At 53.4% G+C, this 26,658-nt stretch carries 19 protein-coding genes; 6 read left to right on the plus strand and 13 right to left on the minus strand.

Translation table 11 applies throughout. The annotated features are described in order from the left end of the window. Positions 1-19: 19 nt before the first annotated feature. The 5 genes from BM123_RS10460 to BM123_RS10480 form a co-directional block, all read right to left on the minus strand. Positions 20-1,651, minus strand: a complete 1,632-nt coding sequence (locus BM123_RS10460; protein ID WP_090168047.1) for a sensor histidine kinase — start codon at positions 1,649-1,651, stop codon at positions 20-22. Between the two features lie 303 nt (positions 1,652-1,954). After that, a complete protein-coding gene (locus BM123_RS10465) occupies positions 1,955-3,658 on the minus strand; it encodes a hypothetical protein (RefSeq protein WP_139211840.1) in 1,704 nt (567 codons plus the stop codon). Positions 3,659-3,756: 98 nt separating this feature from the next. After that, positions 3,757-4,596 carry a hypothetical protein gene (locus BM123_RS10470; RefSeq protein WP_090168050.1) on the minus strand — a complete coding sequence of 280 codons (840 nt, stop codon included), beginning with the start codon at positions 4,594-4,596 and terminating at the stop codon, positions 3,757-3,759. 160 nt (positions 4,597-4,756) lie between these two features. Continuing rightward, positions 4,757-6,010, minus strand: a complete 1,254-nt coding sequence (odhB, locus tag BM123_RS10475; protein ID WP_090168052.1) for a 2-oxoglutarate dehydrogenase complex dihydrolipoyllysine-residue succinyltransferase — start codon at positions 6,008-6,010, stop codon at positions 4,757-4,759. A 1,373-nt stretch (positions 6,011-7,383) separates the two neighbouring features. After that, positions 7,384-7,962: a TetR/AcrR family transcriptional regulator gene (locus tag BM123_RS10480; RefSeq protein WP_090168054.1), complete on the minus strand. Its 579-nt coding sequence runs from the start codon at positions 7,960-7,962 to the stop codon at positions 7,384-7,386. Between the two features lie 91 nt (positions 7,963-8,053). On the opposite strand from BM123_RS10480, the gene BM123_RS10485 reads away from it, so the two are divergent. Both BM123_RS10485 and BM123_RS10490 read left to right on the plus strand, forming a co-directional pair. Continuing rightward, positions 8,054-8,482: a Dabb family protein gene (locus BM123_RS10485; RefSeq protein WP_090168232.1), complete on the plus strand. Its 429-nt coding sequence runs from the start codon at positions 8,054-8,056 to the stop codon at positions 8,480-8,482. Between the two features lie 203 nt (positions 8,483-8,685). Further along, a complete protein-coding gene (locus tag BM123_RS10490; protein WP_090168056.1) occupies positions 8,686-9,249 on the plus strand; it encodes a TlpA disulfide reductase family protein in 564 nt (187 codons plus the stop codon). Positions 9,250-9,329: 80 nt separating this feature from the next. Here BM123_RS10490 and BM123_RS10495 read toward each other — a convergent pair whose 3' ends face one another. After that, positions 9,330-10,451 (minus strand): glycosyltransferase family 4 protein, encoded by a 1,122-nt coding sequence (locus tag BM123_RS10495; protein ID WP_090168059.1) that lies wholly within the window; start codon positions 10,449-10,451, stop codon positions 9,330-9,332. Positions 10,452-10,522: 71 nt separating this feature from the next. On the opposite strand from BM123_RS10495, the gene BM123_RS10500 reads away from it, so the two are divergent. Continuing rightward, positions 10,523-11,293, plus strand: coding sequence for a hypothetical protein (locus tag BM123_RS10500; RefSeq protein WP_090168062.1), 771 nt, complete (start codon positions 10,523-10,525; stop codon positions 11,291-11,293). A gap of 132 nt (positions 11,294-11,425) precedes the next feature. Here BM123_RS10500 and BM123_RS10505 read toward each other — a convergent pair whose 3' ends face one another. Further along, positions 11,426-12,133, minus strand: a complete 708-nt coding sequence (locus tag BM123_RS10505; protein WP_090168064.1) for a DUF2461 domain-containing protein — start codon at positions 12,131-12,133, stop codon at positions 11,426-11,428. A 140-nt stretch (positions 12,134-12,273) separates the two neighbouring features. On the opposite strand from BM123_RS10505, the gene BM123_RS10510 reads away from it, so the two are divergent. Then, positions 12,274-14,103, plus strand: coding sequence for an ABC transporter ATP-binding protein (locus BM123_RS10510; RefSeq protein WP_090168065.1), 1,830 nt, complete (start codon positions 12,274-12,276; stop codon positions 14,101-14,103). 61 nt (positions 14,104-14,164) lie between these two features. On the opposite strand, the gene BM123_RS10515 is transcribed toward BM123_RS10510, so the two are convergent. The 6 genes from BM123_RS10515 to BM123_RS10540 form a co-directional block, all read right to left on the minus strand. Then, entirely contained in the window at positions 14,165-15,430 is a 1,266-nt protein-coding gene (locus tag BM123_RS10515) for a TRAP transporter large permease (RefSeq protein WP_090168067.1), read from the minus strand. 45 nt (positions 15,431-15,475) lie between these two features. Next, on the minus strand, positions 15,476-15,931 hold the full coding sequence (locus BM123_RS10520) for a TRAP transporter small permease (RefSeq protein ID WP_090168069.1): 456 nt from the start codon (positions 15,929-15,931) through the stop codon (positions 15,476-15,478). Then, on the minus strand, positions 15,928-16,920 hold the full coding sequence (locus tag BM123_RS10525; protein WP_090168071.1) for a TRAP transporter substrate-binding protein: 993 nt from the start codon (positions 16,918-16,920) through the stop codon (positions 15,928-15,930). The genes BM123_RS10520 and BM123_RS10525 overlap by 4 nt, the downstream gene beginning before the upstream one ends. A gap of 304 nt (positions 16,921-17,224) precedes the next feature. Then, entirely contained in the window at positions 17,225-19,057 is a 1,833-nt protein-coding gene (locus BM123_RS10530) for a peptide MFS transporter (RefSeq protein WP_139211841.1), read from the minus strand. Between the two features lie 90 nt (positions 19,058-19,147). Continuing rightward, positions 19,148-19,510 (minus strand): hypothetical protein, encoded by a 363-nt coding sequence (locus BM123_RS10535; RefSeq protein WP_090168075.1) that lies wholly within the window; start codon positions 19,508-19,510, stop codon positions 19,148-19,150. Between the two features lie 64 nt (positions 19,511-19,574). Further along, on the minus strand, positions 19,575-22,505 hold the full coding sequence (locus tag BM123_RS10540; protein WP_175489324.1) for a S8 family serine peptidase: 2,931 nt from the start codon (positions 22,503-22,505) through the stop codon (positions 19,575-19,577). A 132-nt stretch (positions 22,506-22,637) separates the two neighbouring features. Between BM123_RS10540 and BM123_RS10545 the strand changes: the two genes are divergently transcribed. Next, a complete protein-coding gene (locus BM123_RS10545; protein ID WP_090168077.1) occupies positions 22,638-23,423 on the plus strand; it encodes a TIGR02757 family protein in 786 nt (261 codons plus the stop codon). A 326-nt stretch (positions 23,424-23,749) separates the two neighbouring features. Then, positions 23,750-26,584 carry a peroxidase family protein gene (locus BM123_RS10550; protein ID WP_090168078.1) on the plus strand — a complete coding sequence of 945 codons (2,835 nt, stop codon included), beginning with the start codon at positions 23,750-23,752 and terminating at the stop codon, positions 26,582-26,584. The last annotated feature ends 74 nt before the right edge of the window (positions 26,585-26,658 follow it).

Consider the following 26,658-nt stretch of genomic DNA (forward strand, 5'->3'; position numbering starts at 1 on the left):
GTATTAGCGGGAAGGTTTTCTACAAGAGCTGCTCATCCAAATCATAACGCACTTCATAGACATCCTCTTCAGGCGCAGGTGCTGTCAATGGCATCGCTTCCCAGAGGGTAAGCTCCACACGATAATCGACGGCCGTTTCCCGAATACTAAGCTCGTGCAGGTCGGGGTAGAGAAGTTCCAGGCGGCGGGTCATATTTTCGAGGCCAATGCCGGGTTTCTGGTGATCGTCTTCCTCCCTTTCTTCGCGGGAATTATGGCAAATGAAAGTGATCTCCCCACCTCGCTCGATGAGTTCTATCTGGAGAAAACAGTCTTCTACTGCCGGCTCGATACCATGCTTGAAGGCGTTCTCCACGAGAATGATAAACAGTAGCGGAGGCACTTCCAGCTCCGGGTTTTCCACGTCGATGACGAAGTCGATGTCAGCTTCCTGATAAAGGCGGATGCGCTGAAGATCGAGGTAATCTTCCAGGTATTTGACCTCTTCCTGCAGCTCTACCCTTTCTTCCTTAGCGCGGTAAATAACGTAACGCATCAGCTCGGAGAGCTGGAGGACGGTCTCCGGGGTGGCGGGGTCTTGTTTCAGGCTGAGAGAATAAAGGTTATTGAGGGTATTGAAAAAGAAATGCGGGTTAACCTGCTGCTTGAGGAGGCTAAGTTCGGTATCGGTTTTTTCCTTTTCAAGGAGGGCGATGGTCTTTGTTTTACGGACCCACTCCAGAAAAAGGATAATTGGAATGGAGAGCGCGGTGAAGCCTACATTCACTGCATAGCTAGCCTCCCCGATCACGCTCATGTGAAAGCCGGCCGGGTGTACCCACCAGTGCCGGACGGCCGGAAACAGCAGTGCATAGAACGAATGAACAGGGGTAAACAGAAGCACCAAAGCCCCCATTCCCAAGCCATAAAAGAGGAGCCCGCGCTTAGCTAATAACCGCCGATAGACGAATTCGTAATGCACATAAAAAAGCAGCAAATAGGGCGCGTATACCAGTAAAGTCTGGAATACTCCCGTGAAGAAGAGACCTACTGCCAGTGGCTCGCTCAGGCCGGTTGTGCTTTCTTGAAAACCATCACTGCCTGCGACACCGAGCATGGAGGCGATAATGGCGAAGAGGCCGATAATTTTAGGTACGCTAAGACGACCGAAAAAGCGCTTAAAATTGGGCATCCAGGGGTTTTCGAGCACAACGTGGAGCAGAGTGGCCATAGCGAATAAGAAAGCTCCCATGATGGAGATGGTCTCCCTGTTGTTGGAGCTGTCCTCCTCAAATATAGGTCCGGAAATGAGGAAGTCGTTGATGGCCAGTTCGAGCCCGGTCAGCAGTAGCGGGTAGCCGGCAAATAGCGCCAGCCAGAGGGCCCGGTAGCCCCATTTGTTCAGGCTGTCCCGCAGCTTATCCCGCATAGTTACAAACCATAAGGTAGGTGCGTACACGAGGCTAAAACCAGCCACGACGCTCAGATAAGCCCCGCCGGAGATGATGTTCCCTTCCGATACACAAATCAGGGAGACAAAGAGAATGATGCAAAAGAAGATCCAGCTCTGTCCTTTAAGGAAAAAGTCCTGAAGTTGGGGGTATTTGTTAATGGCTAGTAGCATGGTATATCCTTTTCCGGAACCGAGGTAACTAAAGGTATCCCGATTCATGCCACAAATCAAGGTATAAGCAGTGCTTTGGCAAAAAAACCATGATGAACGTCCGGGTAGTCATGATGAACGCAACCGTCATCAGCTTACTGTTCGCCACTGGGGGCTTCACCCCGCTATCCGCTCTTCAGAGCATGAAAGAGTTTGACGAATGAACCCGTTTAAACTTTTCGTTCGCGACCTTATCCGAGCCCTGATTTCCCCTGGTTTCGGAGCGGCCAGCTCAGAGCACGAAGTACTGCGCAGCAAAAAATTTAAACGGGTTCAATGAGAGAACTCCAGGAATACAGACTAAAATCCATACTAATGAACCAGCAGCCGTCGCTGGTAGCGACGGTCGCTACTGTCCACCAGCAGCCAGTATACCCCCACGGCCAGTTTAGCGGGCAATTGAATCAGCGGTGAGCTGTCCAGCGAAACCTGTCCCGTCAGCAGTTCCTGCCCCGTTGACGACAGCAGGCGATAGTCCGCTCTTTCCCCCATCTCGGCATCCGGCAGTTGAATGCCCACCCTGTCGCCGGCCTTTACCGGGTTTGGGAAAGCCAGTATATCCTGTACTACCCGTTGCTCTACATCGCTTTCCGGATAAATGAATCGAAAAAATGCCTGCTCGGCGGGCGTAAGCGGCCCGAAATTCACGGCCCCACCATTGTTGTATACATCAATGAAGCCCGGCTCCTCCGGAAACTTAAGCTCCGCACGGGCGTGCTCGCCGAAGGAAAGCACGCTACCCTCCTCCAGGTAAATATGGGCGACCTGCTCTTCTGGTCGGTTGAGAATACGGAAGGTACTACCAATGTTGAACGATGATCCGGCACCAACGATAATTTTACTCTCCGGTTCAACAGCCAGCATTCCCTGCCCGGAGCTGCCGTAATGCAAATCACTGTCAGGACGAAGAATAATGCCCGCTTTCCGGTCGAGATAAATGCAGCCCTCGGGGCCATCAAAGTGAAGGCTGTCGCTGCCAAACTCAAAGAAGGTACTTACCGGTGCAGGACGTTCGACAATGAAAGAAAAGCAAGAGGCGAAGTAATACTCCGGATAAGAAAGCGTCAGTTGATGCCGCAGGTTATCAGTTCCCGTTACCGGAGCTCCCCGGAGCCCTGTGAACGGAGGGAACTGCAGGCTAAGCTCCCGATCCTGACGGATGAACATTTTCACCACCGTATCGGGGTTTCCCTCAATACCCACGTCCGTATACCGGATGGCCGTCGGGCCCGGTAGCCGGTCGTTGTACTGAGGCAGGAAATAGGACGCCAGAAAACCAGGTTCTTCTGAAGGAACAGTCGTCACAATATTCCAAAGATCATCAATGTACACGCTATCTCTGAGTGAGGAAAGGGGAAAGGTGATGTCCGTCACTTCTTCGGATAAAAGATATTCTTCGTTATACATCGAGAAGCCGTAGGTAGACAACCATGGCATATCGCCTTCCCGCTGCATGCAAAGGCTAAGCCCAAGTTCCGTGACCCACTGAGATTCAAAATTTTCCGTAAAAAAGCATCTGTCTACGGCCTCCTCCACATAAGTATCCGGCAGGTCAAAGGTAAATGACCGGGCGATCGTATCTCCGGAATTAGCAACGGCTGCATATCTAAGTATGCGATGGCTACAGAGAGAATCCGGGTTCAGCCCTAAGGCTTCGCTCCAGAGGTCCAGTTCCAGATAATAGTCCGCACTGGGCCGGATAGGCTGTGCTACGGGATCCGTAAACAGTACCCGAATGAAGAGTTTGCGGTTAAAGTCAAAATCTTCCAGCTCCAGCCGGTACCGTGAAGGTCGTCCTTCTTCATAACTGAATACCGGACACCAGCTACTGTCAACGACACCATCATAAGTATTATCCAGGGTAATAAAAAACGCATAGCTTCGGGGATAGAACCCGGTTTGGGAGGAGTCATAAGGGCAAACGCCTTCGTAAAAATCCTCTTGAAAGAAAACGTCACCTTGTCCATACAGAGTCGTACAACACAGGCCAAACAGGAAAAGGAGTCGTAGCATCATTTTCAGGGTTTATCGTTGGGTACTTACTTTAAGATAAACCGACAAAAGGTTTTCACCAAAGCTGGTTCTTCGCCTGGTCCGACAGATGACCTAATCTCTTAGAAAGAGGCAATGATCAGAGTGTCTTGTACGGGATCAAACTGCAGAATAGTATCCCGAAAAATCAAGGTATCGGCAATTCGGGGCAGAGGATCATTTTCATCGTAAAAGATCGCCATCATTTCAAGGGTAAATGGCCGGTCAGCGGGAACGCACGTAGAGGTCTCATAGTGGTCTTCCGTAAAGAATGCTCCTGTCCTGAGATTGAAGAAAGGCAAATTATAGCCATCATCTTTTACCATAAACTGGCCCACCACCTTATGCGAACCGGAGGGAGGGTCAGAAAGCTCAATGCGCATGGCCATCGCTTCTGAATTAGTGTGTGCATTTACGTTGCGCATCACTAATGGTGGATCGGTCTGACTAAAATCCAACGACCGCCCACCATAGTAAATATAGCGGTTTTGGACATCAATACCGGCATAGAAACAATCACGCAAATCTATTGAGGTATCCCGGTCAGCAAACTCGGGAGGTAGCAGGTCAACGGAGGAGAAGTTGTAAAAGTCTTCTTTCGCCGCGATGATTTCTGCGGCAAACATCCCTCTGGTATCCGTATTTTCTGAAAAGTGGCCAATTTCGAGCCGGTAGCTTCCATCCGATCGAACGACGGCGGTGTCCCGCAAGAGGGTGTTGAAATTCAGGTTTCTTCCGTTCTGTGCCCAGACGATCCAACCGGTCAACGGTTCACCAGTGGTGGCTTCCCGGATGTCGCCGGTCAGAATTAGGTCTACGGGTAAAACGTCCATCATCATATCCTCATCGCTGGCGTTGGGGTCGCAGCTAAAGAGAAGAAGGAAAATTAGCGGAAAGAAAAAACTGTCAGGTATATTTTTCATGTCGGTGTTTATAGGTCAGATGCAATTTAAGGTATCAGTACACAAATAATGTCCTTTGTTTTTTTGGGGATACCATGTGAGGACAGAACGGTCAGAAACATAGAACGGCCCGCCCAAAAGAAATGGACGGACCGTTCTAAAGCCTTAATTCTGGCGGAGGTTACACCCCTAATAATAACAGCGTCGGATCTTCCAGTAGCTGCTTCACGCGCACGAGGAAGGTAACGGAGCTGGAACCGTCGATCACCCGGTGATCATAGCTCAGCGCGAGGTACATCATGGGGCGAATTTTCACTTCGCCGTTAACCGCCACCGGGCGCTGAATGATGTTATGCATCCCCAGGATAGCGCTCTGCGGCTGGTTCAGAATCGGGGTAGAAAGCATGGAGCCGAAGACACCGCCATTGGTGATGGTAAAGGTTCCTCCCTGCATCTCTTCGATACTGAGCTTGTTGGCGCGGGCGCGCGCGGCGAGGTCTTTGAGTTTCAACTCAATATCTGCGAAGTGCAGGCTTTCGATATTATTGATCGGGGGCACGACAAGGCCGGTAGGCGTGGAGACCGCAAAGCTGATGTCCACAAAGTCGTGATAGATCAGGCTCTTCTCGTCTTCAGCCAGGTGAGCATTCACGTCGGGCATTTCCATCAGTGCCACGGCGCAGGCCTTAGCGAAGATGGACATGAAGCCGAGCTTCGTGCCGTACTTCTCAACGAACTTATCCTGTACTTTTTTGCGGAGGGCCATTACTTCGGTCAGGTCCACTTCGTTGAAAGTGGTTAGCATGGCCGTGTTGTTCTTCGCAGAGACCAGGCGGCTGGCAATCGTGCGGCGCATGCGGCTCATCTTCTCCGTGCGGGTTGCGCGGCTGAAAGAAGCCGTAGCGGGCGCGGCCGCAGGTGCAGAGGAAGGTGCCGGAGCAGCAGCGGGAGCGGCTTTGGGCGCAGCTGCGGCTTTCTGGGCGTCGTCTTTAGTGATTCGTCCGTCGCGGCCAGTACCATTTACGGTAGCGGGGTCTACGTCTGCTTCGCGCAGAATTTTTCCGGCGGCGGGGCTTGGCGTCCCCGCAGCGTAACTGGTGCTCGGCGCGGGAGCAGCAGCCGGAGCCGGTTCTTCCGCTTTGGCAGCAGGTGCAGGAGCAGCGGCCGTCTCTTTAGGAGCAGCATCTCCGCCACTGGCACTGGTATCGATTTTAGCTACGAGTGCACCAATCTCGAGGTCATCTCCTTCGGCGGCAACATAGATCAGTTTGCCCGCAGCTTCTGCGGGGAACTCCAGCGTGGCCTTATCCGACTCAAATTCGCAGATGGCTTCATCCTGTTCCACGTACTCACCGTCAGCTTTCAGCCATTCAGAGAGGGTTACTTCAGTGACGGATTCCCCGATGACGGGAACTTTCATTTCGACAATACTCATAAGTGCAGGATAAATTTTGCTCGTAGTTCAGGCTTACTAAACGCACCGGAAGGAATGGGGTTCAGTTGCCTCAATGCCGCAAAGATCGTTAATAAGAAGCGGGGAGGCAAGCGGAGAGAAACGGAATCTCCTAAAAGCAATTGGGCTACTCCCTTTGCCAGGAAGTAGCCCAATAGACTGTAGAATTAATATACGCTGGAATACAAAAGATAATATTGAACAACATTGCTGTAGAGGCAGGAGTCGAACCTGCAAGAGGTAGTTAGTCAGTAGCTCATTGCTCCGGGGAGCGGGCTCCGTCGGAGCATTGAGCCGTGATTTATTCCAGATTCCTCACCCGCGAGACAAGCGGGCATGGCTGCCAGTTTCATCACTCTACATTGTGGTTTTTCAGGTTGCAGGTTGCAGGTTGCAAGTTTCAGGTTGGGTTGAAAAACCTGCAACTTGTAACCTGCAACCTGTAACCCGTTTCGCTGTAAGGGCAGGAGTCGAACCTGCAAAGGGCGGTTAGCCAAAATTCATTGCTCCGGGAAGCAGAACTCCGTCGGAGCATCGAATTTGGTTTATTCCGGGCTCCCCACCCGCGAGACAAGCGGGCATGGCTGCCAGTTTCATCACCTTACATTATTGGTTGCAGGTTTCAGCTTGCGAGTTGTGGGTTGGAAAAACCTGCAACTTGTAATCTGAAACTTGCAACCTGTTTCGCTGTAGAGGCAGGAGTCGAACCTGCAAGAGGTGGTTAGTCAGTAGCTCATTGCTCCGGGGAGCGGGCTCCGTCGGAGCATTGAGCCGTGATTTATTCCAGATTCCTCACCCGCGAGACAAGCGGGCATGGCTGCCAGTTTCATCACTCTACATTGTGGTTTTTCAGGTTGCAGGTTGCAGGTTGCAGGTTGCAAGTTGCAGGTTGCAGGTTGGGTTGAAAAACCTACAACTTGTAACCTGTAACCTGCAACCTGTAACCCGTTTCGCTGTAAGGGCAGGAGTCGAACCTGCAAAGGGCGGTTAGCCAAAATTCATTGCTCCGGGAAGCAGAACTCCGTCGGAGCATCGAATTTGGTTTATTCCGGGCTCCCCACCCGCGAGACAAGCGGGCATGGCTGCCAGTTTCATCACCTTACATTATTGGTTGCAGGTTTCAGCTTGCGAGTTGTGGGTTGGAAAAACTTGCAACCTGCAACTTGTAACCTGCTTAAGAACTTGCCGTCGCTTCGTCCTTGCAATAGCAAAGATGCAATGTTTAGGCCCAAACACACAAGTATTTTCATTAAAATGATTCAAAATATACAAACCATTAAAATAAATTGTCAAATTGATATAAATTTCACAAATCAAGAGCACTAAATCAGGGTTTTCCTTGAAAAAACTTTAATCTACTTTTTAAGCACCGCCCAAACGTACTCTTTACAACGATTTCTCACTTCTTCATCATAGGCCCCCTTGAGGTGTGTTTGCCGATGATCGATCAGCATTTTTATAATGCTATCAATAACGTGTACCATCTCTTCGGGGTCTCCTTCCCGTACCAATCCGGCATTTTGCCCTTCCTCAACTAACTCAAGCGTAAACCGATACTGGTCTACCGTATCCTGATAAGACCGTTCGGTCATAAAGGGAGATCGCTGCAATAGATCGATGAACAGAATGGCTTCGCGGTTAGCGCTTACAAAATCTGCGTACTGCCCTACGTAAGTCTTTACCCTGCCTTCATAGTTTTCCTCATCATCAGTACTTGCCTGCATCAAATAGGCCGCTCCTCTGCTTCGGACTTCCCGATCAACGGAAAGCAGGATATCCTGTTTGTCTTCAAAGTAAGTATACAGGCTCCCCGTAGCGATACCAGCCTTCCTGGCCAGTTCACTCATCTTTATACCAGCCAGCCCTTTCTCATGTGTAAGCTCTAGCGTTGCCCGGATGATGGCTTCAAATTTCTGTTCGTCTTTTAAGCGCATGTGCTGGCAAACTTACAATTAGAATTCTCATTCAGCAACGCGTCTGTATCACCAGTACTACAGTATGTACATCTTGTTCTACCTTAGATGGATGAAACATTCACTTTTCTTCCTCCTTGCCCTTCTCTTTTGTGCTTGTGGTACGGACTCCACGGCCGAAGCCATTACTGAGGTAAAAACCATCTCCGTCGACGTGGCCGCTGCAGCCCCTGACTCCCTCCTGCGTCATGCCGTTATGTTTTCTTTTAAAGAAGAGAGCTACCCGGACGGAGTAGCCATGGTTGAAGCAGCCTTCCGTGAACTCCCTGAAAAGATCGACGCTATCCACGATTTCGAATGGGGAACCAACAACAGCCCCGAAGGATTAGACAAAGGGTTTACTCACCTGTTCTTCGTCACTTTTAAAAGCGAGGCAGACCGGGAAGTATATCTTCCTCATCCTGACCACCAGGCTTTCGTTGAAGTATTGGGCCCTCACCTGGCAGATGTGCTGGTTCTTGATTACTGGACACGGGATTAAGAGCGTGTCTAAATTTAACACTTTGGGCTACCTGCGCCAAATTTCATCCTGATCTACGTTACTTCTTCGGTCACTTGGCTTTGGCCAAGCTCCCTCATCGCGCCATGATCAGAACAAAATTTATCAGCAGTCGCCACAAAAGCCAGGTTTAGACACGCTCTAAGGGAAACATACGTTAAGAAGAAAGATCAATACAGCACACTATGGATTTATCCCGTTTTTCTCTCTACCTCTTCCTGCTCGCAGGCTTCATGAGTTGTGCCGGTTCCGGCCCGGCCCGTGCCTACACCAAAGTGGCTAATGAAGCCGTTAAGAGCACCCTTACGCCCAACGACCCCAATCTCCCCTACCCCATTTACGCCTCTTTTGACGAGATGGAGGCCCTCTTCAACCAGAATGATGGCCGCACGTATGTCGTCAACTTCTGGGCTACCTGGTGCCGCCCCTGCCTTACGGAGCTTCCTTACTTTGAGCAACTGGCTAAAGAGACAAGCCGAGACGACCTGCAGGTCATTATGGTTAGCCTGGATAAACCACAGGACATTCGCGGCAAACTGAAAGAATTCGTCGAAGACCGGCCCATGCAGCTACCAGTGGTTTCCTTCACGGACAACAACTATAACGGCTGGCTCTATCGCGTAGATCAGAACTGGCGGGGAGGCTCCATTCCGGTTACGCTGTTCTATAACGGAAACCAGCGGAAGTTTAACCGGGGGCAGATCAGCAGTTACCGGGAGTTGCAGGGGCTAGTAGCTCAAGTTCAATAAGGCTAAGGCCGGTGATCGGCAGGACAATTGAAAGCTCTCGGCGATCGGACCGAAGCGCTCACCACCCTGCTTCTCCTTCCCTACTTTGCACCTGCGGCCGCGCCCAAAACTTGTTCATAAGCCCGGTGCAAATCCTTCACCGTCTTGTCCGCCCGGAAGTGTTCCGTGATGTACGCTTTCCCGGCTGGCCCCAGTTTACGTCTCAGCTCCGGCTCTGAAGCAATGCGTTCTATCGCCTCCTGCAGAGCTTCTTCATTACGGGCAGGAATAATGAGAGCTGTTTCTCCATCGACCCCCAGGCCACGATTGCCCCCGATGTCGGTCATCACCGTTGGCCGGCCAAGGAACATACTTTCCAGCAATACTTTACTCAGCCCTTCTCCCTTTACACTTGGCAACAGGCTCACATCGGCGGCGGCGAGGATGTTCAGTACATCCGACCGGAAGCCCGCAAACGTGTGCTCATGAGCATAATAACTATCGGCCAGATCGGAGCCCAGCTCCGGAGTTTCCAGCCCACGGCCAACGAACAGAAAGTGAATGCCCAACTCCGGCGGCAGTCGGCGGATAGCCGCACCGAGATAGTCCATTCCTTTCATCCGGCGGGCATTAGCTACGATGATGATGGTCTTACGCTCCGGCGGAATATCAAACTCAGCTTCCAGGTTGATGGGCTTTACGCCGGCATACCATGCCGGATCATGTCCCTTGCCCACCACAATGGTTTTGTTGTCATCAAAGAACGGTTGCCCGTCAAAGCTGTCTTTCACCGCCTGGCTAACACAAATAACACCGTCTACTCTGGCGTTAAAATGCTGAAACCAGGCCGAAGGGTCCCACCAGTGCACGTTCCCCGTGTATCCCCGGTAGGTAAGTACTTTACCGGGCCAGCCTTTCGCGGCGCGGATACCCGCGACGATGCTTTTGTTGTTGAACAGATGTAACAAATCGTAGTGGTTGGCATCCAACTCTGCCCGGATGCCGTCTCGATCTTCAGCACCAAACTTACTCTCCGGGTGCCAGTCGATGATCCGCACCCCACCGGCTTCCAGTTCTTCTATATAGCTGGCGCCCTCTACTCTGGTCATTACGGTAACCCGGTAGCCAAAGTCTTTCACCAGACCAATAAACCACTGCCCCTCCGGCCGAACGGCGTTGTGGCTATCACGATAATCACTGACTACAAGAAGGGAATAAGACATGCCGCAAAGGTAGCGGGTGAAGAGGAAATGTTAAGGCATAATTACCAAGGCAAAAAGCTCGTTTCCAGTGCATGAGAATCTCCTTGTTCATTGTCTTTTTCTGCCTCCCGTGTATACATCTTTCGGCACAGTGGGACAAGGTATATCACCGGGGAATAACCGTAAGCGCAGAGCTGGGTCTGGAACAGGAGCCCATGATCTCCTTCCGCCCACTGGTCTTACTCTCCAGTGAAGAGCTTCGAAGCATTAACAACCGGTTCACCACCATACTGATTGCCCAAAACGGAGATACCCTTAACTATGGCTTCAGGGACGGGACCATCTTCAGGGACCGGGCAGAAGATCATTCTCAACGCTATAACCTGCAACTGCGTCTGGAAAAAAAGATGCTGAGCGGACTGGAGTTTGGCGGCGGAATCTTCCTTAGTGAAGGCCGCTACAGCACTCGATTAAAAATGCCCAATACTGACCTTGAAGATTTTGCTCTGGGGGTAAGCGACGTCAATTACCTGAAGATCGGTCTAACCGGCAGCATGAAGTTTCACCTCCTTCGAACTCGCCGGCTACAACCCTATGCTGGCATACAGACATTATTTCTTTACGAAAGAGATCAGCGAAGTAACCTTGGGTTTATTTTCCCTGCTTCTGAGCAGGAAACTGAGCAAGGCCTGGACGGTTATATTGGCCCTGACTCCGTATTCGTACTTGACCTTCGCCTCCTTATCGGCCTGGACTATCCGCTTAGCGAACGTCTCCATGTTGGTCTTCACCTCGTACCCTTTGGCGCGGCAACTCAGCAATACACCGGGGTGCAGCTGAAGTATTTGACTTCGGGGTACTGAGAGGTAGTCTGGTAGTTCGGTAGTCTGGTAGGCTACCGCACCTTGGAGGCGTTGGAGGCGAATGTTATAAATCTTCCACCATGCCGCCTGTAACACCTACAAAATGCGGCAGCCTACCAGACTACAAGACCACTAGACTATTACCTCCCCATTAGCATCCGTCGTCAGCACGTCACTGAAGTAGTCAAAAAACGGACGTAGTGCAAGCATGGCTTCATGGGCCTGATCCAGGAACCCGGCGGAGGTAACCTCTTTATCCGAGAATGACCGGAAGGCGTAGAACTGCTTGTGATTGAGCAGGTCGATGTCAGGATGGTTTTTGTCATATCCCCTTGGGGCGGTTTTCAGCTTTTCGCCGCGCATGTCACCGAAGATTCGCTGAAAATCTTTATCGGCCATGATCTCGCGCAGGGGCGCCGCATCCACGGCCAGTTCTTCGCGGATACGCTTCAGGTCATGGGTTTCCATTCCATAGAAGCCGCCGCCGACCATGGAGCCGCCAATGAAATCGCTCTGGGTGCCGTCCGGCGTAAGGTGAAAATAATAGCCGCCACGCCGCAGTTTACCGTCCCGCGTAAAGCCACCGGCAAAGTTGGTTTTATAGGGCATCTTATTTTTACTGAAACGGACATCCCGGTAGATCCGATAGAGCGATTTCTTTCCGTTCATTGTTTCCAGCACATCACTCTCCCGGAGCTTTTCCAACAGGGCATCCGCAAACTCCGCCGTATTCTCCCGCGCTGCCTCATACAATTTCTTATTCTCCTGAAACCAATCGCGGTTGTTGTTTTGGGCCAGCTTTTTCAGGAAGGTGAGGGTGGATTTCTTGATGATACTCATATGGAGGAGGAAGTCTTATGGTCTTTAATGATTACCCAACCAACTATAATACGAAGGCGATTGTTTTATTCCTTGCCTACCTTTGCCCTCTCTAAAATGCGGCAGCCCAAAGAACCAACAGACCAAAGAACCAAAAACTAATGTCAAGCTTCCGCCGTCTCCTCGGCTACATGGCCAACTATCGCGGCCTGGTGATCCTGGCGATCATCAGCAACATCCTCACGGCCCTGTTCACCGTTGTGTCTGTCCCGATCCTGAAGCCCTTTCTTGATATTCTCTTCGAGAGTGTTCCCGTCGTAACGGAAGCTCCTGAGGCCATCCGTAATGCCGCTGACTTTGAGCAGTTCGCTGGTTTCCACATCTCCTCCTGGATTACGGAGTTCGGTAAAGAAACAGCGCTCGCTTACGTTTGCATCCTGATTCTCGCTTCTTTTTTCTTCAAAAACCTGTTCCGCTACCTGGCGCTGTTCTTCATGTCTCCGGTCCGTAACGGCATCATCCGTGACCTCCGCAATGCGCTCTACGATCACTTGCTTCGGCTACCCCTCAGCTATTTTTCGGAGGAGCGAAAAGGGAACCTGCTGAGTAGAATTACGGCCGATGTGCAGGAAGTAGAAGCCAGCATTCTCAACGTACTCGAATCCATTTTCCGCGAGCCTTTCATCATCGTCGGCACCCTGGGCATGATGATTTTCATCAGCCCCCAACTAACGCTTTTTGTTTTCGGGCTGATGATTTTTACCGGTGTGGTCATCGGAGGCATTGGCAAACAGCTCAAACGCAGCAGCGGCCTGGTGCAGGAGAAACTCGGCGAGATCGTGAGCCGTACCGAAGAGAGCCTCGGTGGCCTGCGCATTATTAAAAGTTTTGGTGCGGAAGACTATCAATCAGGGAAATTTGCGCAGCTCAATGATGGCTACCGCAGGCAGCTGATCCGGCTGCTTTGGCGGCGGGACCTCTCCAGCCCGCTCACCGAATTCCTGGGCATCGCAACGGTAGCCCTACTGCTCTGGTACGGCTCCCGTCAGGTCTTCAGCGGAGCGATGGAGGCCAGTACGTTCATCTCGTTCATTTTTGCGTTTTACCTCGTCATTGATCCGGCCAAGAAACTCTCCAAAGCCTGGTATAATGTGCAAAAAGGCCTCGGTGCCATGGAGCGCGTAGATGCCATCCTGGACATTACCAATCCACTGGCAGACGGCTACCAAAAGACCAAGACGGCGCAGACGCAGGATGCCATGCACGTTGGATTAGCGGTGGAAGACCTCAGCTTCCGCTACACCCCTGACGGTCCTCCCGTCCTGCAGAACATCAGTTTCCACCTGACGAAGGGGAAGGTCGTTGCCCTCGCCGGCGCCTCCGGCGGCGGTAAATCCACCATTGCCGACCTGCTGCCCCGCTTCTACGACCCCACCGCAGGGCGCATCACCCTTGATGGGCAGGATTTACGTGACCTCCCACTCAAAGTCGTTCGCGATCGCTTTGGCATCGTTTCTCAGGAGGCGATTCTCTTCAACGACAGCATCTACAACAACATCGTCTTCGGTCTCGAAGGAGTGACCGAAGCCCAGGTACACGAAGCCGCCCGGATCGCCAATGCCCACGACTTCATCATCGCCAGCCCCGAGGGCTACCAGACCAACATCGGCGACCGGGGCAGCAAGCTCTCCGGCGGGCAACGGCAACGGCTCACCATCGCCCGGGCCATCCTCCGTAACCCGGACATCCTCATCCTGGACGAAGCCACCTCCGCCCTCGACTCCGAGTCCGAGCGGCTGGTACAAGACGCTCTCCAGAAGCTGATGAGCGGTCGTACGGCCCTCGTCATCGCCCACCGCCTGTCCACTATCCAGCAGGCAGACGAAATCCTCGTCCTCGATCAAGGTCGCATTATTGAGCGTGGCAACCATGCGGAACTGCTGGCGCTGGAAGGGGCTTATGAGAAGTTGGTGCGCTTGCAGGAAGTGTAGTTCCGGTCGAGGAGTTGCACTCCGAGTCCCAAATCTGCTCGGAGTGTAACTCCTCGACCAGCTACAGACCCGGCAACCAAAGACACACCCCCGGCACCAGCGTCACCACCGCCAGCACGGCCAGATTACAGGCCAGAAAGGGCAAGCTCGCCCGGCTTACGCTACCAATAGATTCCTTGCCGATGCCCGCCGCCACAAACAGGCAAATACCCAGTGGTGGTGTCGTTAGCCCAATGACGAGGTTCAGTACCGCAATGACGGCAAAGTGAATCGGCTCCACGCCCACGCCCGTAGCAACGCCCAGAAGGATGGGGAAAAGGATGAGCAGCGCCGCTACCGTTTCCATGAAGGTGCCAACCACAATCAGCAGCAGGTTAATTAGTAGCAGAACGGCGTATTTATTAGTCGTCAGAGCCGTTATTTCCGCTGAGATCCATTGAGGGAATTGTTCCGTGATCAGGATCCAGCCAAAGAGATTGGCAAAGCCGATGATCACCATCAGCGAGGCCGACACCTTCATGCTGTCAATCGTAATCACCAGGATGCGCTTCCAGTTCAGTTTCCGGTACACGAACAAGCCCACCAGCAGAGCGTACACCACGGCAATCACCGAAGCTTCCGTCGGGGTAAACACTCCTCCGATGATACCGAACAGAATTATGGCCGTCATCAGTAGCGCCCAGAAGGTATCGATAAAACTCCGGCCAATCTGCCGAAAGGAACTTCGTGGCCGCTTCGGATAATTCCGGCGTCGGGAGATCACGTAAGCAACTCCCATCATCCCCAGCCCAAGCAGCAGGCCGGGGATCACCCCGGCCAAAAACAACTTCCCCACCGAGAGACCGCTCAGCGTTGCCGCAATGATCATCGGTACACTCGGCGGGATGATTGGTCCTACGGTGGAAGACACCGCCGTAATCGCAGCAGCAAAATCACCGTCGTAGCCCTCCTTTTTCATCGCCGGAATCATCACCGCGCCAATGCTGGCCGTGTCCGAAATTGCTGTACCGGAGATACCGGCAAAGAGCATGGAGGTACCGACATTGGCCAGGGCCAGTCCGCCCCGGATATGGCCAAAGAGGTGGTTGCAAAAATTGATGATCTTCGTCGTCAGTCCACCAGCATTCATCAGGTTACCCGCCAGAATGAAGCCTGGTACACTGAGCAACACAAAAACATCAATGCCGGAATACAGCTTCATCGGCACCACGATCAGGGGTGTACCGCTGGCCAGCAGATATACCAGGCAGGAGATGCCCAACGCGAAGGCAATCGGGAAGCGTAGCAGCAGACAAATGACGAAAGCGATGACCAGCAGGGCGAGCATAGGAGGGAGTGAATGAGGAATGATTGAATGGGTGAATGTATGGCCTCAGCCCCTGACAAGCCGCAACAGTTCCAGCACCGACACACTGGCAAAAAGCAGGCATACACTGAAAAAGGCAATCGCCATCCGGAAGCCCATTCCCGGCGACTGCTCGGCGAAGCCGAGCCGCACAAAACCCCAGGCGTACACCGCCAGCACTGCACAGAGCCCGATGATGGTCAGCTGAACGCAGCGGCCCAGCCGCTGCCGCCAAAGGTCAGGCATACCCTTCGGCAGCAGATCGAGCGCAATGAAGTATCCCTCGCCCAGGGCGGGAGCCGCCGCAAAGGCAACCGTATAGATGAAGAACAGCCGGGAGGCTTCCTCCGTCCACGGCGGCGAAGCCGCCAGGAAGAAGCGACCGTATATCTGAATCAGGACACTCACCAGCAGGCCAATGGTGCTGAGCAAAACGCCGTACTTCATCAGGCGGCGGAGGTTCTTGTGTATTTGACGAATCATTGGCGGGCGGCTTTTCGTTCACTGATGAAACCCTGGTAAACCTCTTGCATCTCCGGGCTAAGGCTCTCGAAAATGGCCCGCTCGCACTTCGCCTGAAAGGCGGCCTTATCCACCTCCACGAAGGTCATACCCCGTTTTTCCAGTTCCGCCTTAACGGAGTTTTCATTGGTCGTGAAAAGCTCATGCTCGTAGGCCTGCATATTTTGGGCCGCCTCGAGAACGATGGTTTGCAGATCCGCCGGCAGCGCCTGAAACTGCCGCTCACCGATTACGGGGTAGCTCCAGCTCATGACGTGCTCCGTCAGGTTCACGTACTGCTGCACCTCCGGGAAACCCGCATTCAGAATAAGCGAAAAAGGGTTCTCCTGCCCTTCGATCGTTCCCTGCTGTAAGCCGGTAAACACTTCAGAGAAGGCCATTGGGGTGGGCTTTGCGCCCATTGCCTCCCAGGCCGTCACGAAGGAAGGTACATTCGGCACGCGAATGATCATACCATTCAGCTCATCCGGGTGCCTGATGGGGCGGTTAGAAGTCAGATGGCGCGGACCGCGGATAAAGTAGCCGAGCGGGCGGAGGCCCGTCCGCTCCAGCATCTCCCGTTCGACGCGCTGGCCGATTGGTCCTTGTAGCAGCGCATCCCGGTCCGCATCGCTCTGAAGCAGAAAAGGCAACTCACAAAAAGCCGCAATTTCAATCCAGTTACTCAGCAGTGAGCCCGTGATGGTCATATCGATAACTTCAGCCTGGATCAGGCGGATGGCTTCGATTTCCTTGGCCAGCTGCTCGGAAGGATACACTTCCACTTCAATGCGGCCATCCGATTTATCATAAACCTCCTCCGCAAAAGACTGCATCGCCAGATACCAGGTATGCCGCTCGTTGGCCCAGAGGGCAGCGCGGAAGTGGTATTCGGGTTCGCCATTCCGCTGGCAGGCGGAAAGCAGGCAGATGCTGACCAGTAAGCCGACAAGTGAACGCAGGTGGAGCATGGCGATAAAGATAACAGGCAGGGTTCGACTTGCCCATCGATTATCATTTTATTATCCAGTCTCCCGTCGGAGCGGGAGCTCCTCCTCCCAAAGTAACCTCAGGGCAAAGGATCAATTATTTATCAGACAAGGAAGCTACTCCTGACGACTTGACCTTGCTGATCTTCAACCTTCTTTGCACCTGCGGCTGCGCCACACTGCCATGCTCCGACGGTCCCTGGATGAGGAGCTCCCACCCTAAACAAAACAGAGCTGCCGCGCATCTAATGCACAGCAGCTCATGTTCTTATATCGAGTAATGGATCTACTCTATCCCGTGCATCATCTTCTTCATCCAGCCGGAGATGGAGATAAAGACGAGGCCAGCCGTAATCGGCACGGCAGCAAAAATGAGGAAGAAGCCACTGAGGCCAACCTGCTCCGCAATGGGTTCGATGTAGGACCCCGTAAGACCTGCCGCAAAATTGGCAATGAAGTTGGCCACAAAGAAGACACCGAACATCAAACCAATGAGGCGAACGGGAGCCAGCTTGGAGACATAACTCAGTCCTACCGGTGAGATGCAAAGCTCGCCGAGCGTGTGGAAGAGATAAGCCGCGATGAGCCAGAACATGCTTACGCTTGCCGTCTTGGCGCCGTCAGGAATACTCATAGCACCCAGGGCAAGAATGGCAAAACCAATACCCAACAGAATAAGGCCCATAGCAAACTTGACCGGACCAGCCTTGAGCCAGGAGATTTTCTTCTCCCAAAGTTTGGCGAAAGCCGGAGCAAAGCAAATAATGAATAAGCTATTGAATATCTGGAACCAGCCAGCAGGCACTTCGGGCTCAGTAGTAGTAAACTGTTCGTAAAGCATGATGCCGATCAACACCCAGACGATGACGAAGGCAAGTGCAAGAACCAGGTTAGCCACCGAGTAATGCTTAAAGGTTATACTGAAGAGTTTTAGCAGAACGTAAGTCAATACCATGACCGGTACCACCGTAAGCAGGGTATTAGCAATTCGGAAAGTACTCGCACTACCCGCATCCAGTGTACGATCGGTATAATCAAGGGCAAAAATCGTCATTGAACCACCGGCTTGCTCAAAGGCCCACCAAAAGAATACGATGAAAAAGCTGAAAACGATGATGGACCATACGCGGTCCCGCTCGATTTTGAGCAACGATTTATCCGATACAATCCAGCCCACGAAGGCGATAACTGCACCGATGATAATGGGCGGCATGAACTGCCGGCTGAAGGTCTGTAGCGCATTCGGCTGAGCGTCCATGAAAGTTACAATCAGGAAGTAAACCACGGCGGCAATGACCGTACCGATGATTCCCCAGCGAATCGCACGCGGGCCTTCCTGCCCGTCTCCGGTAGAAACTTCAGGCAAATCAGCGGAGGAGGCTTTAGTTCCCTTAGCCAGGTGCGCATCCAGAATAGCGCCATCAGGCTCTACTGCTGCGGCATTGGCCACGCCATCATCGTACGCCTGTAGCTCGCTTGGGGCCAGGCCAATCCGACCGAAAATGCCCTGCGCGAAAAAGAACTGTACCAGACCGATGAGCATAAAGATACCCGCCAGACCAAAGCCATAGCTGTAGCCCCAGTCTGCACTTTCTCCGTAATAGCTACAAAGCATGATACCCAGGAAGGCACCAGCGTTAATCCCCATATAAAAGATGGTGTAAGCACCGTCTTTTAGTTCGGGCTCTTTGTCGTAGAGCTGACCTACAATGGAGGAGATATTGGGTTTGAAGAGTCCGTTACCAATAATCAGCAGTAACAAACCAAGATAAAAAGCCCAGTCGATTTCCAGGGCCATAGAAGCGTGGCCGAGGGTCATAATCAAAGCACCCGCTAACACGGCTTTTCGATAGCCGATGTATTTGTCAGCAATAATACCGCCAATCATGGGAGTGAAGTACACGAAACCCGTGTAAATACCGTATAAAGCAAGGGCGTCAGCACGGTCCCAGGGGCTGTCACCGAAGGCAACTTTCACCAGGAAAACCACGAGCAGAACCCGCATTCCGTAGTAACTAAAGCGTTCCCACATTTCCGTAAAAAAGAGAACGAAGAGGGCGGGCTTCTGCCCGAAAATATTGCCCTGTATGTTGGGCGCTGCTGTGTTTGTGGTGGCCATGATCCGTTTTTGGTCGCCTAAAGAAACAAAATTTCCGATCAAGGCACTATTGTCCCTTCTGCTCTCAGGCCGTTATTTATCCGTTAAAGCCTATTTCGGCTCGTCTTTCACCAGTGCCCGGCGCAGGCTGGCGCCGGTCCAGCCCCCCAATCCCGTGGTCAGTGCGCCCCACAAGGCGGTTACCCCCACCAGCATCCAACCGGAGGTAGCGCCGAAGGTGACGGCTAGTCGGTCGCTGAGTCTTCCTTCGGAGTCGAAGTGCAAAAAACCGGCGTAAATACCCCACACCAGTAGTCCGCCCAGAAAGGCAAAGTAAAAGCCTCCCCGTCGCCAGACAGGCAACAGCACGGCCAATATTAAAGCGGCAATGCCGGGCCAGTACCAGGCCGTCTGTAGCCAAAGGCAAAGGATGGTAGAAGCAATGACCGCCAGGAGCAGGAAGAAACGATACATGGTAAGTGATTAGGCGGGGCAAGGTACAATTTACCCGCCGGCTGAAGCCGGGGGTACAAGGGCGCTACCGCACTACCAGTTTCCGTACGCCACGCCGGCCATCGTTGGCGCGTAGCTCCAGCAGGTAAATACCGGGCACGATACCGCGCAGGTCAAGATCGAGCGAAGCAGCAGAAGATGGCGGCGCTGACCGCAGGTGCCGGCCCTGGATGGAGAGCAATGTGAGGGACTCCACCCGCAGGCTCCCGTTCAGCCGGACCTGTGTTGTCTCCGTCGCGGGGTTGGGGAAGACCGTCCAGTCAGCAGCTGACAGCAGGGGATTGTCCGTGTCCGTGCAGTCATCCATGAAGTAGAAGATGCGGGCCGGGCCCGGTTCGCCACCACAAAGGCTGGCCAACTCCACCTCGTAAGTACCGCAAAGATTAAGACCGCCAACGGTCATAGCTGTCCCCCTGACGTCCTCCTCCGTCCACGGATCCATCGTGCCCCGCAGGCGGTAGCGGACACGGTAATCTCCGCCGGCAGCGGCGGAAGCCGCCCAGCTGATATTCGTTACCTCTTCGGCCGCGTCATAGGTCGCCGTCAGGCGGCGCGGTGCCGGACATCCCTCTGCTGCCTCGGCGATGTCCAGGCAGTAGTCTTCCACTTCTCCGAAGCCATTTGACCCACAGGATGAGCCGCGTACCCCCCGGAACTGCATCATCACCCGCATCCGGGTTTGCCGCAACGCGGCATCATCGGGCACGGTAATGTCCGCTATAGTTGATTCTCCAATCTCATTACTGCCCTCAAAGACGATTTCAGAAGACGCAAAGAAGCCATCCTGATTCCAGTCGATGTACACCCGGAAACCTTCAATCCCCTCTCCGCCCGGAAAACCGGGCGTGAGGCGCAGCGGATAAACGGCGTTGCGGGCAAAGGTGCTACTCGTCCTTTCACCATAATTGCGGTAAGCATCTTCTTCGCGCCCGCTTTCATTGACCAGCAATCCACCCAGGTCCACCCGGCGAATCCATTCCTGGTTATTGCTGAAATCATTCGGGATGCAATAGTCTTCTTCGAGGCAGGCACCACAGCCCGTACTGATCACGACCATCGTGCGACCAAACTCCGTCTGTGTCGTATCACAATCTGTCTGAAATTCAAACTCGTAGGCCGTACAGGGCTCAACACCTCCGGAAATACCGAGTTGGTTTTGTACGGAGGTTCTCGTGGTCCAGTCTTCCTCTCCCTGTTTGCGGTAGCGGACGCGGTAGAAGTTGCCCGCCAGTGAAGGCGTCCAGCTGGCCAGGAATACCTGATTGTCGAAGGCGGAGACCGCGAAGTCTTCCGGGATGGCGCAACAGCCATCGGTGGAGGTCGTGAGGATGGACGTTTCAACGCTCTTGTCTCCGCAGTTACCCAGCAGCTGAAGGTCATAGCTAACGCAGGCTGGTAGCCCTTCGATGGTGTAAGGAGCCGTCGCACCGGCGATGTTCGTCCAGGTCTCCGTACCCGCTACGCGGTAGCGGAGGGTCAGGTTGCCCAGGCTCTCAATGGCCTTCCAGTCAACGACAAGGCTGGTAGCTGACTCCGCCACGGGTTCGGCGGTAAAGCTGGTGGGAGACAGGCAATCGTCGCAGCGCGTCATCAACTCCTCCATGGCTGCTCCGACGTTGAGCCGGCCACCGGTAACGGTGATACCCGCCAGCGAAGTATTCGGGCTAACGGTGGTAAGCAGTACTTCCCGAATGGTGAGTGCCGCCGCCGCCGGGTCAGCCGCCAGCAGTTCCGCAAAGGTCTGGCAGGGCGCTGCGTAGAGCAAGGCCATGGCCCCGGCTACCTGTGGTGTAGCTGCGGAGGTGCCACCAAAGTAGCCATAGCCGTTTCCGATCTCGGTGGTAAAAGTCTCCTCTCCGTAGGCCCCCAGGTCAATGGAGATATTACCGAAGCCGGCGTTCATCACTTTCTCATCCCGTGCGTTCAGGTTGGTGACTCCCAGCAGGTAGGGGCTTGAGCAATTGGTGGGCAGGTCTCCCTCTTCCTCCACGTTGATGTTGGCATTGATGGTCGCTCCGGCGTTAATGATACCGGCTTCGCCAAGGCGGTCGTAGAGGCCACACCACACGGGGCTGTCATCGGCGTTGCCCCGGTCGCGGCCCCAGCTTGCGTTAGTCACCACTACGTAAGCGCCTTCGGCACCATCCGTTTCGTCATAGCGCTGGCGGGCTTCCAGAGCGTAGCTGTAGGCCTGCAGCACTTCGCTCTCCGAAGAGAGGAAGCCGTTGCGGATATTCATCAACTTCACTGACCAGTTCATACCGGCTACGCCCCGGCCGTTGTTTCCCCGGGCACCGATGATGCCGGCGACGGGCGTTCCGTGGTCGTCAGCAGAACCTGCATCCGGGTTGCCGTCATTGTCTTCAGTGTCGTAGCCGAAGTAGTCGTCGATGTAACCGTTGTTGTCGTCGTCGATACCATTGTTCGGAATTTCGTCGTAGTTACGCCAGAGATTACCGACGAAGTCTTCGTGGTCCAGGTCTACCCCGTCGTCGAGTACGGCAACAACGATAGTGTCGCCGTTGGCCGTCAGGCCGCCGGTGGTGATGTCCCAGGCCGCTTCCATATTATGATCTGCGCCAATGACACCGTTGAGCTGTCCGGTATTCCGGTGGCTGTACTGGTCATCATAGCGGGGGTCATCAGGCCGGGCCCGTTTGGTAAGCAGGTGATTCAGTTGAACGAGTTGTACGGCGGGGTCTTTCCAGAGTTTACGCCGGAGTTGTTCTTCTCCGTATTCGTTAAAGTCAAAGCGTAGCAGGTAGGTATGTTGCCTGCGGCCCAGCTGTTGCCAGCCGCGGAGTTCCTCCCTTGCCTTCAACCATCGCCCTGCATCTACGTCCGCGCCCAATTGCACGATCAGTTCTCCCTGACGATAGTCAAGTTGCTGCGCACAGAGTGAAGTGGCAAAAAATAATAGTGTTGACAGGGTTAACAGGGGTGTCAAAAATTTCATAGCAAAAGTCCTTTGATCGAATACAACGGAAAAATAAGACATTTAGGTCAGCTGTTAAGGTAATGATAGAGCTTGTGTCCTTTTTGTGACGATCGATGGCAACAGGAGCTGCCTTCCGTTTGTAAGTAGGCTATGCCCAGAAGAACAAAAGCAGAAGTTGCCGCTACGCTCAATCATTATCACGACCTTTACAATAAGCCGGATTTTATCCCGGATGACCCCATCGGCCTGGTTCACGCTTTTAATGACGTACGCGACCGGGAAATTGTTGGTTTCTGGGTAGCGACGCTGGCCTGGGGCCGGCGGGCTACCATCATTGACAAAGGTGCTCAGCTCATCGAACTGATGGGCGGCGAGCCCTATCGCTTCATTACCGAACACCGCGAGGAAGACCGTGCGCGTTTTGCTGACTGGAAACACCGGACATTCACCTATACCGATACGCTCTACTTTCTGGAATTCCTGCAGCAGTATTACCGGGAGCACGACAGCCTGGAGGAAGCCTTTGCCCGTCACCTCCGGCCGGAGGACCGGACGATTGAAGCCGCCCTGCGAGGTTTCCATAACGACTTCTTCTCCCTGCCCGAGGCCCCCGCCCGCACCCGTAAACACGTGGCTACGCCAGAGCGAAAGTCCCGCTGCAAACGCCTTTGCATGTACCTCCGCTGGATGGTCCGGCAAGACGAGCGGGGCGTGGATTTTGGCGACTGGAAGCAAATTCGTCCTGATCAACTCTGCCTGCCGCTGGATGTACACGTAGAGCGCGTGGCCCGCCAGCTTGGCCTGCTGAAGCGGAAGCAATGCGACTGGAAAGCCGTCGTGGAGCTCACCGATGCCGTAAGACGATTTGACCCCGAAGACCCGACGAAATATGACTTTGCTCTCTTTGGAATGGGAGTCGAAGGAGTGAAAATCTGAACATTACAATACATTAACATTATAAACAGGTGTACCTAAACCTAAGAAACATCACCGCTTGCGGCTTTCAGGAAGTCATTTTTTCGTCCTTTCCTTCAATGAGAACCACCGGAACTTACGTATTTCTTACCTTTATGTAACGGTAAAGTCGATGCCCGCCAGATTTTAGAAACAGCAATGCTTGATGTGTTGCTCTTTACCCGGGTGGTGAAATTGTAGTTGTCCTATTCTTTCACCGCTCCGCTAGGATGCTGATTTTAAAACCAGAATGTTATCGTTTTATCGTTTGTTAGTATTTAATCCCAACGACATAATCTCAGAGCTCCATGAATACACGACTACTACTGAGTTGCATTGCTGTCTTGTTTTCCTCTTTTGCTTTTGCTCAAACAGATGACACTGACCTTTACCGTACCATTGACGGCAGATACAACAATCCGAATTTTGACCACTGGGGAGCTTCTCACACGGCCTTACGCCGTTTTACCGGCAATGGCTATGTAGACGGTCAATCAGAGCCAGTTGCTGACCGGCCCAACCCTCGCGTAATTTCCAATACCTTATTCGCTCAGGAAGGCCTGTTGAATGACCCGGTTGGCCTGAGTGATTTCACCTGGGTCTTCGGCCAGTTCATGGACCATGACATCGCCCTGACGGAGGAAGTCGGTGAGCCTTTTAACATTCCCGTTCCTATGGGAGACCCTGCTTTTGATCCGCTTAACTTTGGCACGGTCGTTATACCGTTGACCCGTAACGCTCCACGGTTTGGCACTGGTTCCGGCACTAACAACCCCCGGCAGTACAACAACGATATTACCGCCTTCGTCGATGGTTCAGGCGTCTATGGCTCTGATGAACAACGGGCAGAATGGTTACGCTCGCACGTGGACGGAAAGATGAAAGTCAGTAGAGGTAACATGCTACCTTACAATACCATCACCGGGGAGATTGAAGGCCCCGAAGACCCCAACGCTCCGCACATGGCCAATGCCACGGGCTTCCGGGGACGCATGTACGTAGCTGGCGACGTTCGCGCTAATGAAAACCCGCTGCTCGCCAGTTTCCACACCCTCTTCGTGCGGGAACACAACCGTCAGTGTGATCTGCTCAAAGCTGCCAACCCGGACTGGACCGACGACCAACTTTACCACCACGCCCGCAAGATTGTCGGCGGACTGATCCAATCCATCACCTACGACGAGTGGCTGCCAGCGATGGGTGTCCCGATTCTGGACTACGAAGGCTTCAACCCCAGTGTCAATCCACAGCTGACCAATGTATTCTCCGCCGCCGCCTTCCGCGTTGGCCATACCCTGCTCAACAGTAATCTCCGCCGGCTGGATGCCAGCGGACAGGTAATTGAAGATGGCAACCTCACCCTGCGGGAAGCCTTTTTCAACCCGCCTGTACTTCAGGATTATGGCATAGACGTATACCTTCGAGGAATGGCCGAACAGGTGCAGCAAAAAATGGATAACCGCGTCGTTGATGACGTCCGCAACTTCCTCTTCGGCCCTCCCGGTGCCGGTGGCCTGGACCTGGCTTCCATCAACATCGCCCGTGGCCGGGACCGGGGCCTGAGCAGCTACAATGCCATCCGACAGGATTATGGGCTACCGCTGCTTTTTGAGTTTGCGGACATCAACCCCGACGAAGATGTTCACGAAGCCCTCTCCGGACTGTACGGAAGTGACATCAATAAAATCGATCCCTGGGTAGCCATGCTGTCCGAACGCCCCGTTAGTGGAAGCATTTTCGGCCCAACCATCCAGCGCATTATGCAGAAGCAATTCTCTGACCTGAGGGACGGAGACCGTTTCTTCTACCAGAACGATCCGATGCTGAGCGAGGAGGAAAAAGACTGGATTCAAGCCACTACCTTCCGCGACATCATCATGTACAACAGCAGCATCAGCCTGATGCAGGAGAATGTCTTCGAAGCGATGCCCTTCAGTGAAGTTTGCGGTAGTTCTACCGTAGCCGTTGACGGCCTGGTGAGAGTACACACCACTGACGCGCCGCTTCAAGACGTAACCATCAACGTGCTGACCGATGATGGGGAATTGACCCAAACGGAATTAACCTCCGATCTCGGCTTCTACGATTTCGACGCTCTGCCCGCTTGTGACAACACCATCCTTACCGCCCAGCGGGACGATGACTGGGCGGCAGGAGTTGACATTTTTGACATGGTCGCCATCCAGCGCCAATTGCTCGGCATCGAAGAGCTGGCTAATCCCTATCAGTTCCTGGCAGCAGATGCTAATGGTGATGCTACCATCGATGTTTTTGACATCGTCTCGATCTCCCGTCTGATCCTCGGTCGGGATCTCGAGTTACTTCCCGCTCCCGCCCAACCCTGGTCTTTCGTAGCCGCCAGCTACGAGTTTCAGACACCGGCCTGGCCCTTTGATGATCCACTGCTAACCACGATTGACTTCTCCGTCGTGGCCCCCGGTGACATTAACCAGGGCTTCATCGCCTACAAACGGGGTGACGTGAACGCTGACGCTGATCTCAGCACGAACAACCTCGCCGAAGGACTGGTGGTCAATGTTCCGGACACCGACATTGCCTTTGGGGAAACCCAACGGGTAACCCTTCGCTTGACCGGCGAAGAGCTGGCCGGTTTCCAGCTGAAACTAGCGGGCGAAGGTCTGCGAATTACGGACGTCATCAGCAGCGATCTGCCCGCCAGTAGTTATGCATTGGCCAACGGTCAGCTACAGCTACTGGGCGTAGAGTCTGGTGCGACGAGTCACACCATCACGCTTGAGGTCCGGGCGGAAGCCGATGGCTCGCTTGCCGAAATGTTTACGCTTTCCGACAACGAACTTTCTGTGGCAGTTGGCCTGGATGGCGCTCCGCTTACCGTTACTTTGGGCGCTGCCGCAGGTGCCATGGAAGTTGTAGAAAGCAAGGTTTACCCCAACCCCTTCGTGGATGCCTTTACCGTAGCATTCGCTACTCCCCTCCCCAAAAACGCTACGGCGGAATTGCTTGATCTGAATGGTCGACTGCTCAACAGCCAGCCGGTTGCGGCTGGTAGTGAGCGGCTACAGATGCGGGGGCTGGATTTACCAGCGGGGGCTTACCTGCTACGGGTGACCAGTGAAGATGGAGAGCTGCTGCTGACTACCCGGTTGGGGGCGGCGAAATAAATTAATGGTCATATACTGTTAGTACAGTGTAACCTAAGTATTCGTTGGTTTCTGCTTGGTATTTTGCCCACAAA

Source organism: Neolewinella agarilytica (assembly GCF_900110645.1).
Classification (GTDB): Bacteria; Bacteroidota; Bacteroidia; order Chitinophagales; family Saprospiraceae; genus Neolewinella; species Neolewinella agarilytica.

Excerpts from the sequence above, each read along its gene's own strand:
- BM123_RS10520 (WP_090168069.1), bottom strand. The coding sequence starts at position 15,931 with ATGATTCGTCAAATACACAAGAACCTCCGCCGCCTGATGAAGTACGGC.
- BM123_RS10540 (WP_175489324.1), bottom strand. The coding sequence starts at position 22,505 with ATGAAATTTTTGACACCCCTGTTAACCCTGTCAACACTATTATTTTTT.
- BM123_RS10500 (WP_090168062.1), top strand. The coding sequence starts at position 10,523 with ATGAGAATCTCCTTGTTCATTGTCTTTTTCTGCCTCCCGTGTATACAT.
- BM123_RS10525 (WP_090168071.1), bottom strand. The coding sequence starts at position 16,920 with ATGCTCCACCTGCGTTCACTTGTCGGCTTACTGGTCAGCATCTGCCTG.
- BM123_RS10480 (WP_090168054.1), bottom strand. The coding sequence starts at position 7,962 with ATGCGCTTAAAAGACGAACAGAAATTTGAAGCCATCATCCGGGCAACG.
- BM123_RS10530 (WP_139211841.1), bottom strand. The coding sequence starts at position 19,057 with ATGGCCACCACAAACACAGCAGCGCCCAACATACAGGGCAATATTTTC.
- odhB (WP_090168052.1), bottom strand. The coding sequence starts at position 6,010 with ATGAGTATTGTCGAAATGAAAGTTCCCGTCATCGGGGAATCCGTCACT.
- BM123_RS10550 (WP_090168078.1), top strand. The coding sequence starts at position 23,750 with ATGAATACACGACTACTACTGAGTTGCATTGCTGTCTTGTTTTCCTCT.
- BM123_RS10495 (WP_090168059.1), bottom strand. The coding sequence starts at position 10,451 with ATGTCTTATTCCCTTCTTGTAGTCAGTGATTATCGTGATAGCCACAAC.
- BM123_RS10485 (WP_090168232.1), top strand. The coding sequence starts at position 8,054 with ATGAAACATTCACTTTTCTTCCTCCTTGCCCTTCTCTTTTGTGCTTGT.
- BM123_RS10490 (WP_090168056.1), top strand. The coding sequence starts at position 8,686 with ATGGATTTATCCCGTTTTTCTCTCTACCTCTTCCTGCTCGCAGGCTTC.
- BM123_RS10470 (WP_090168050.1), bottom strand. The coding sequence starts at position 4,596 with ATGAAAAATATACCTGACAGTTTTTTCTTTCCGCTAATTTTCCTTCTT.
- BM123_RS10535 (WP_090168075.1), bottom strand. The coding sequence starts at position 19,510 with ATGTATCGTTTCTTCCTGCTCCTGGCGGTCATTGCTTCTACCATCCTT.
- BM123_RS10505 (WP_090168064.1), bottom strand. The coding sequence starts at position 12,133 with ATGAGTATCATCAAGAAATCCACCCTCACCTTCCTGAAAAAGCTGGCC.
- BM123_RS10545 (WP_090168077.1), top strand. The coding sequence starts at position 22,638 with ATGCCCAGAAGAACAAAAGCAGAAGTTGCCGCTACGCTCAATCATTAT.
- BM123_RS10515 (WP_090168067.1), bottom strand. The coding sequence starts at position 15,430 with ATGCTCGCCCTGCTGGTCATCGCTTTCGTCATTTGTCTGCTGCTACGC.
- BM123_RS10510 (WP_090168065.1), top strand. The coding sequence starts at position 12,274 with ATGTCAAGCTTCCGCCGTCTCCTCGGCTACATGGCCAACTATCGCGGC.
- BM123_RS10465 (WP_139211840.1), bottom strand. The coding sequence starts at position 3,658 with ATGATGCTACGACTCCTTTTCCTGTTTGGCCTGTGTTGTACGACTCTG.
- BM123_RS10460 (WP_090168047.1), bottom strand. The coding sequence starts at position 1,651 with ATGAATCGGGATACCTTTAGTTACCTCGGTTCCGGAAAAGGATATACC.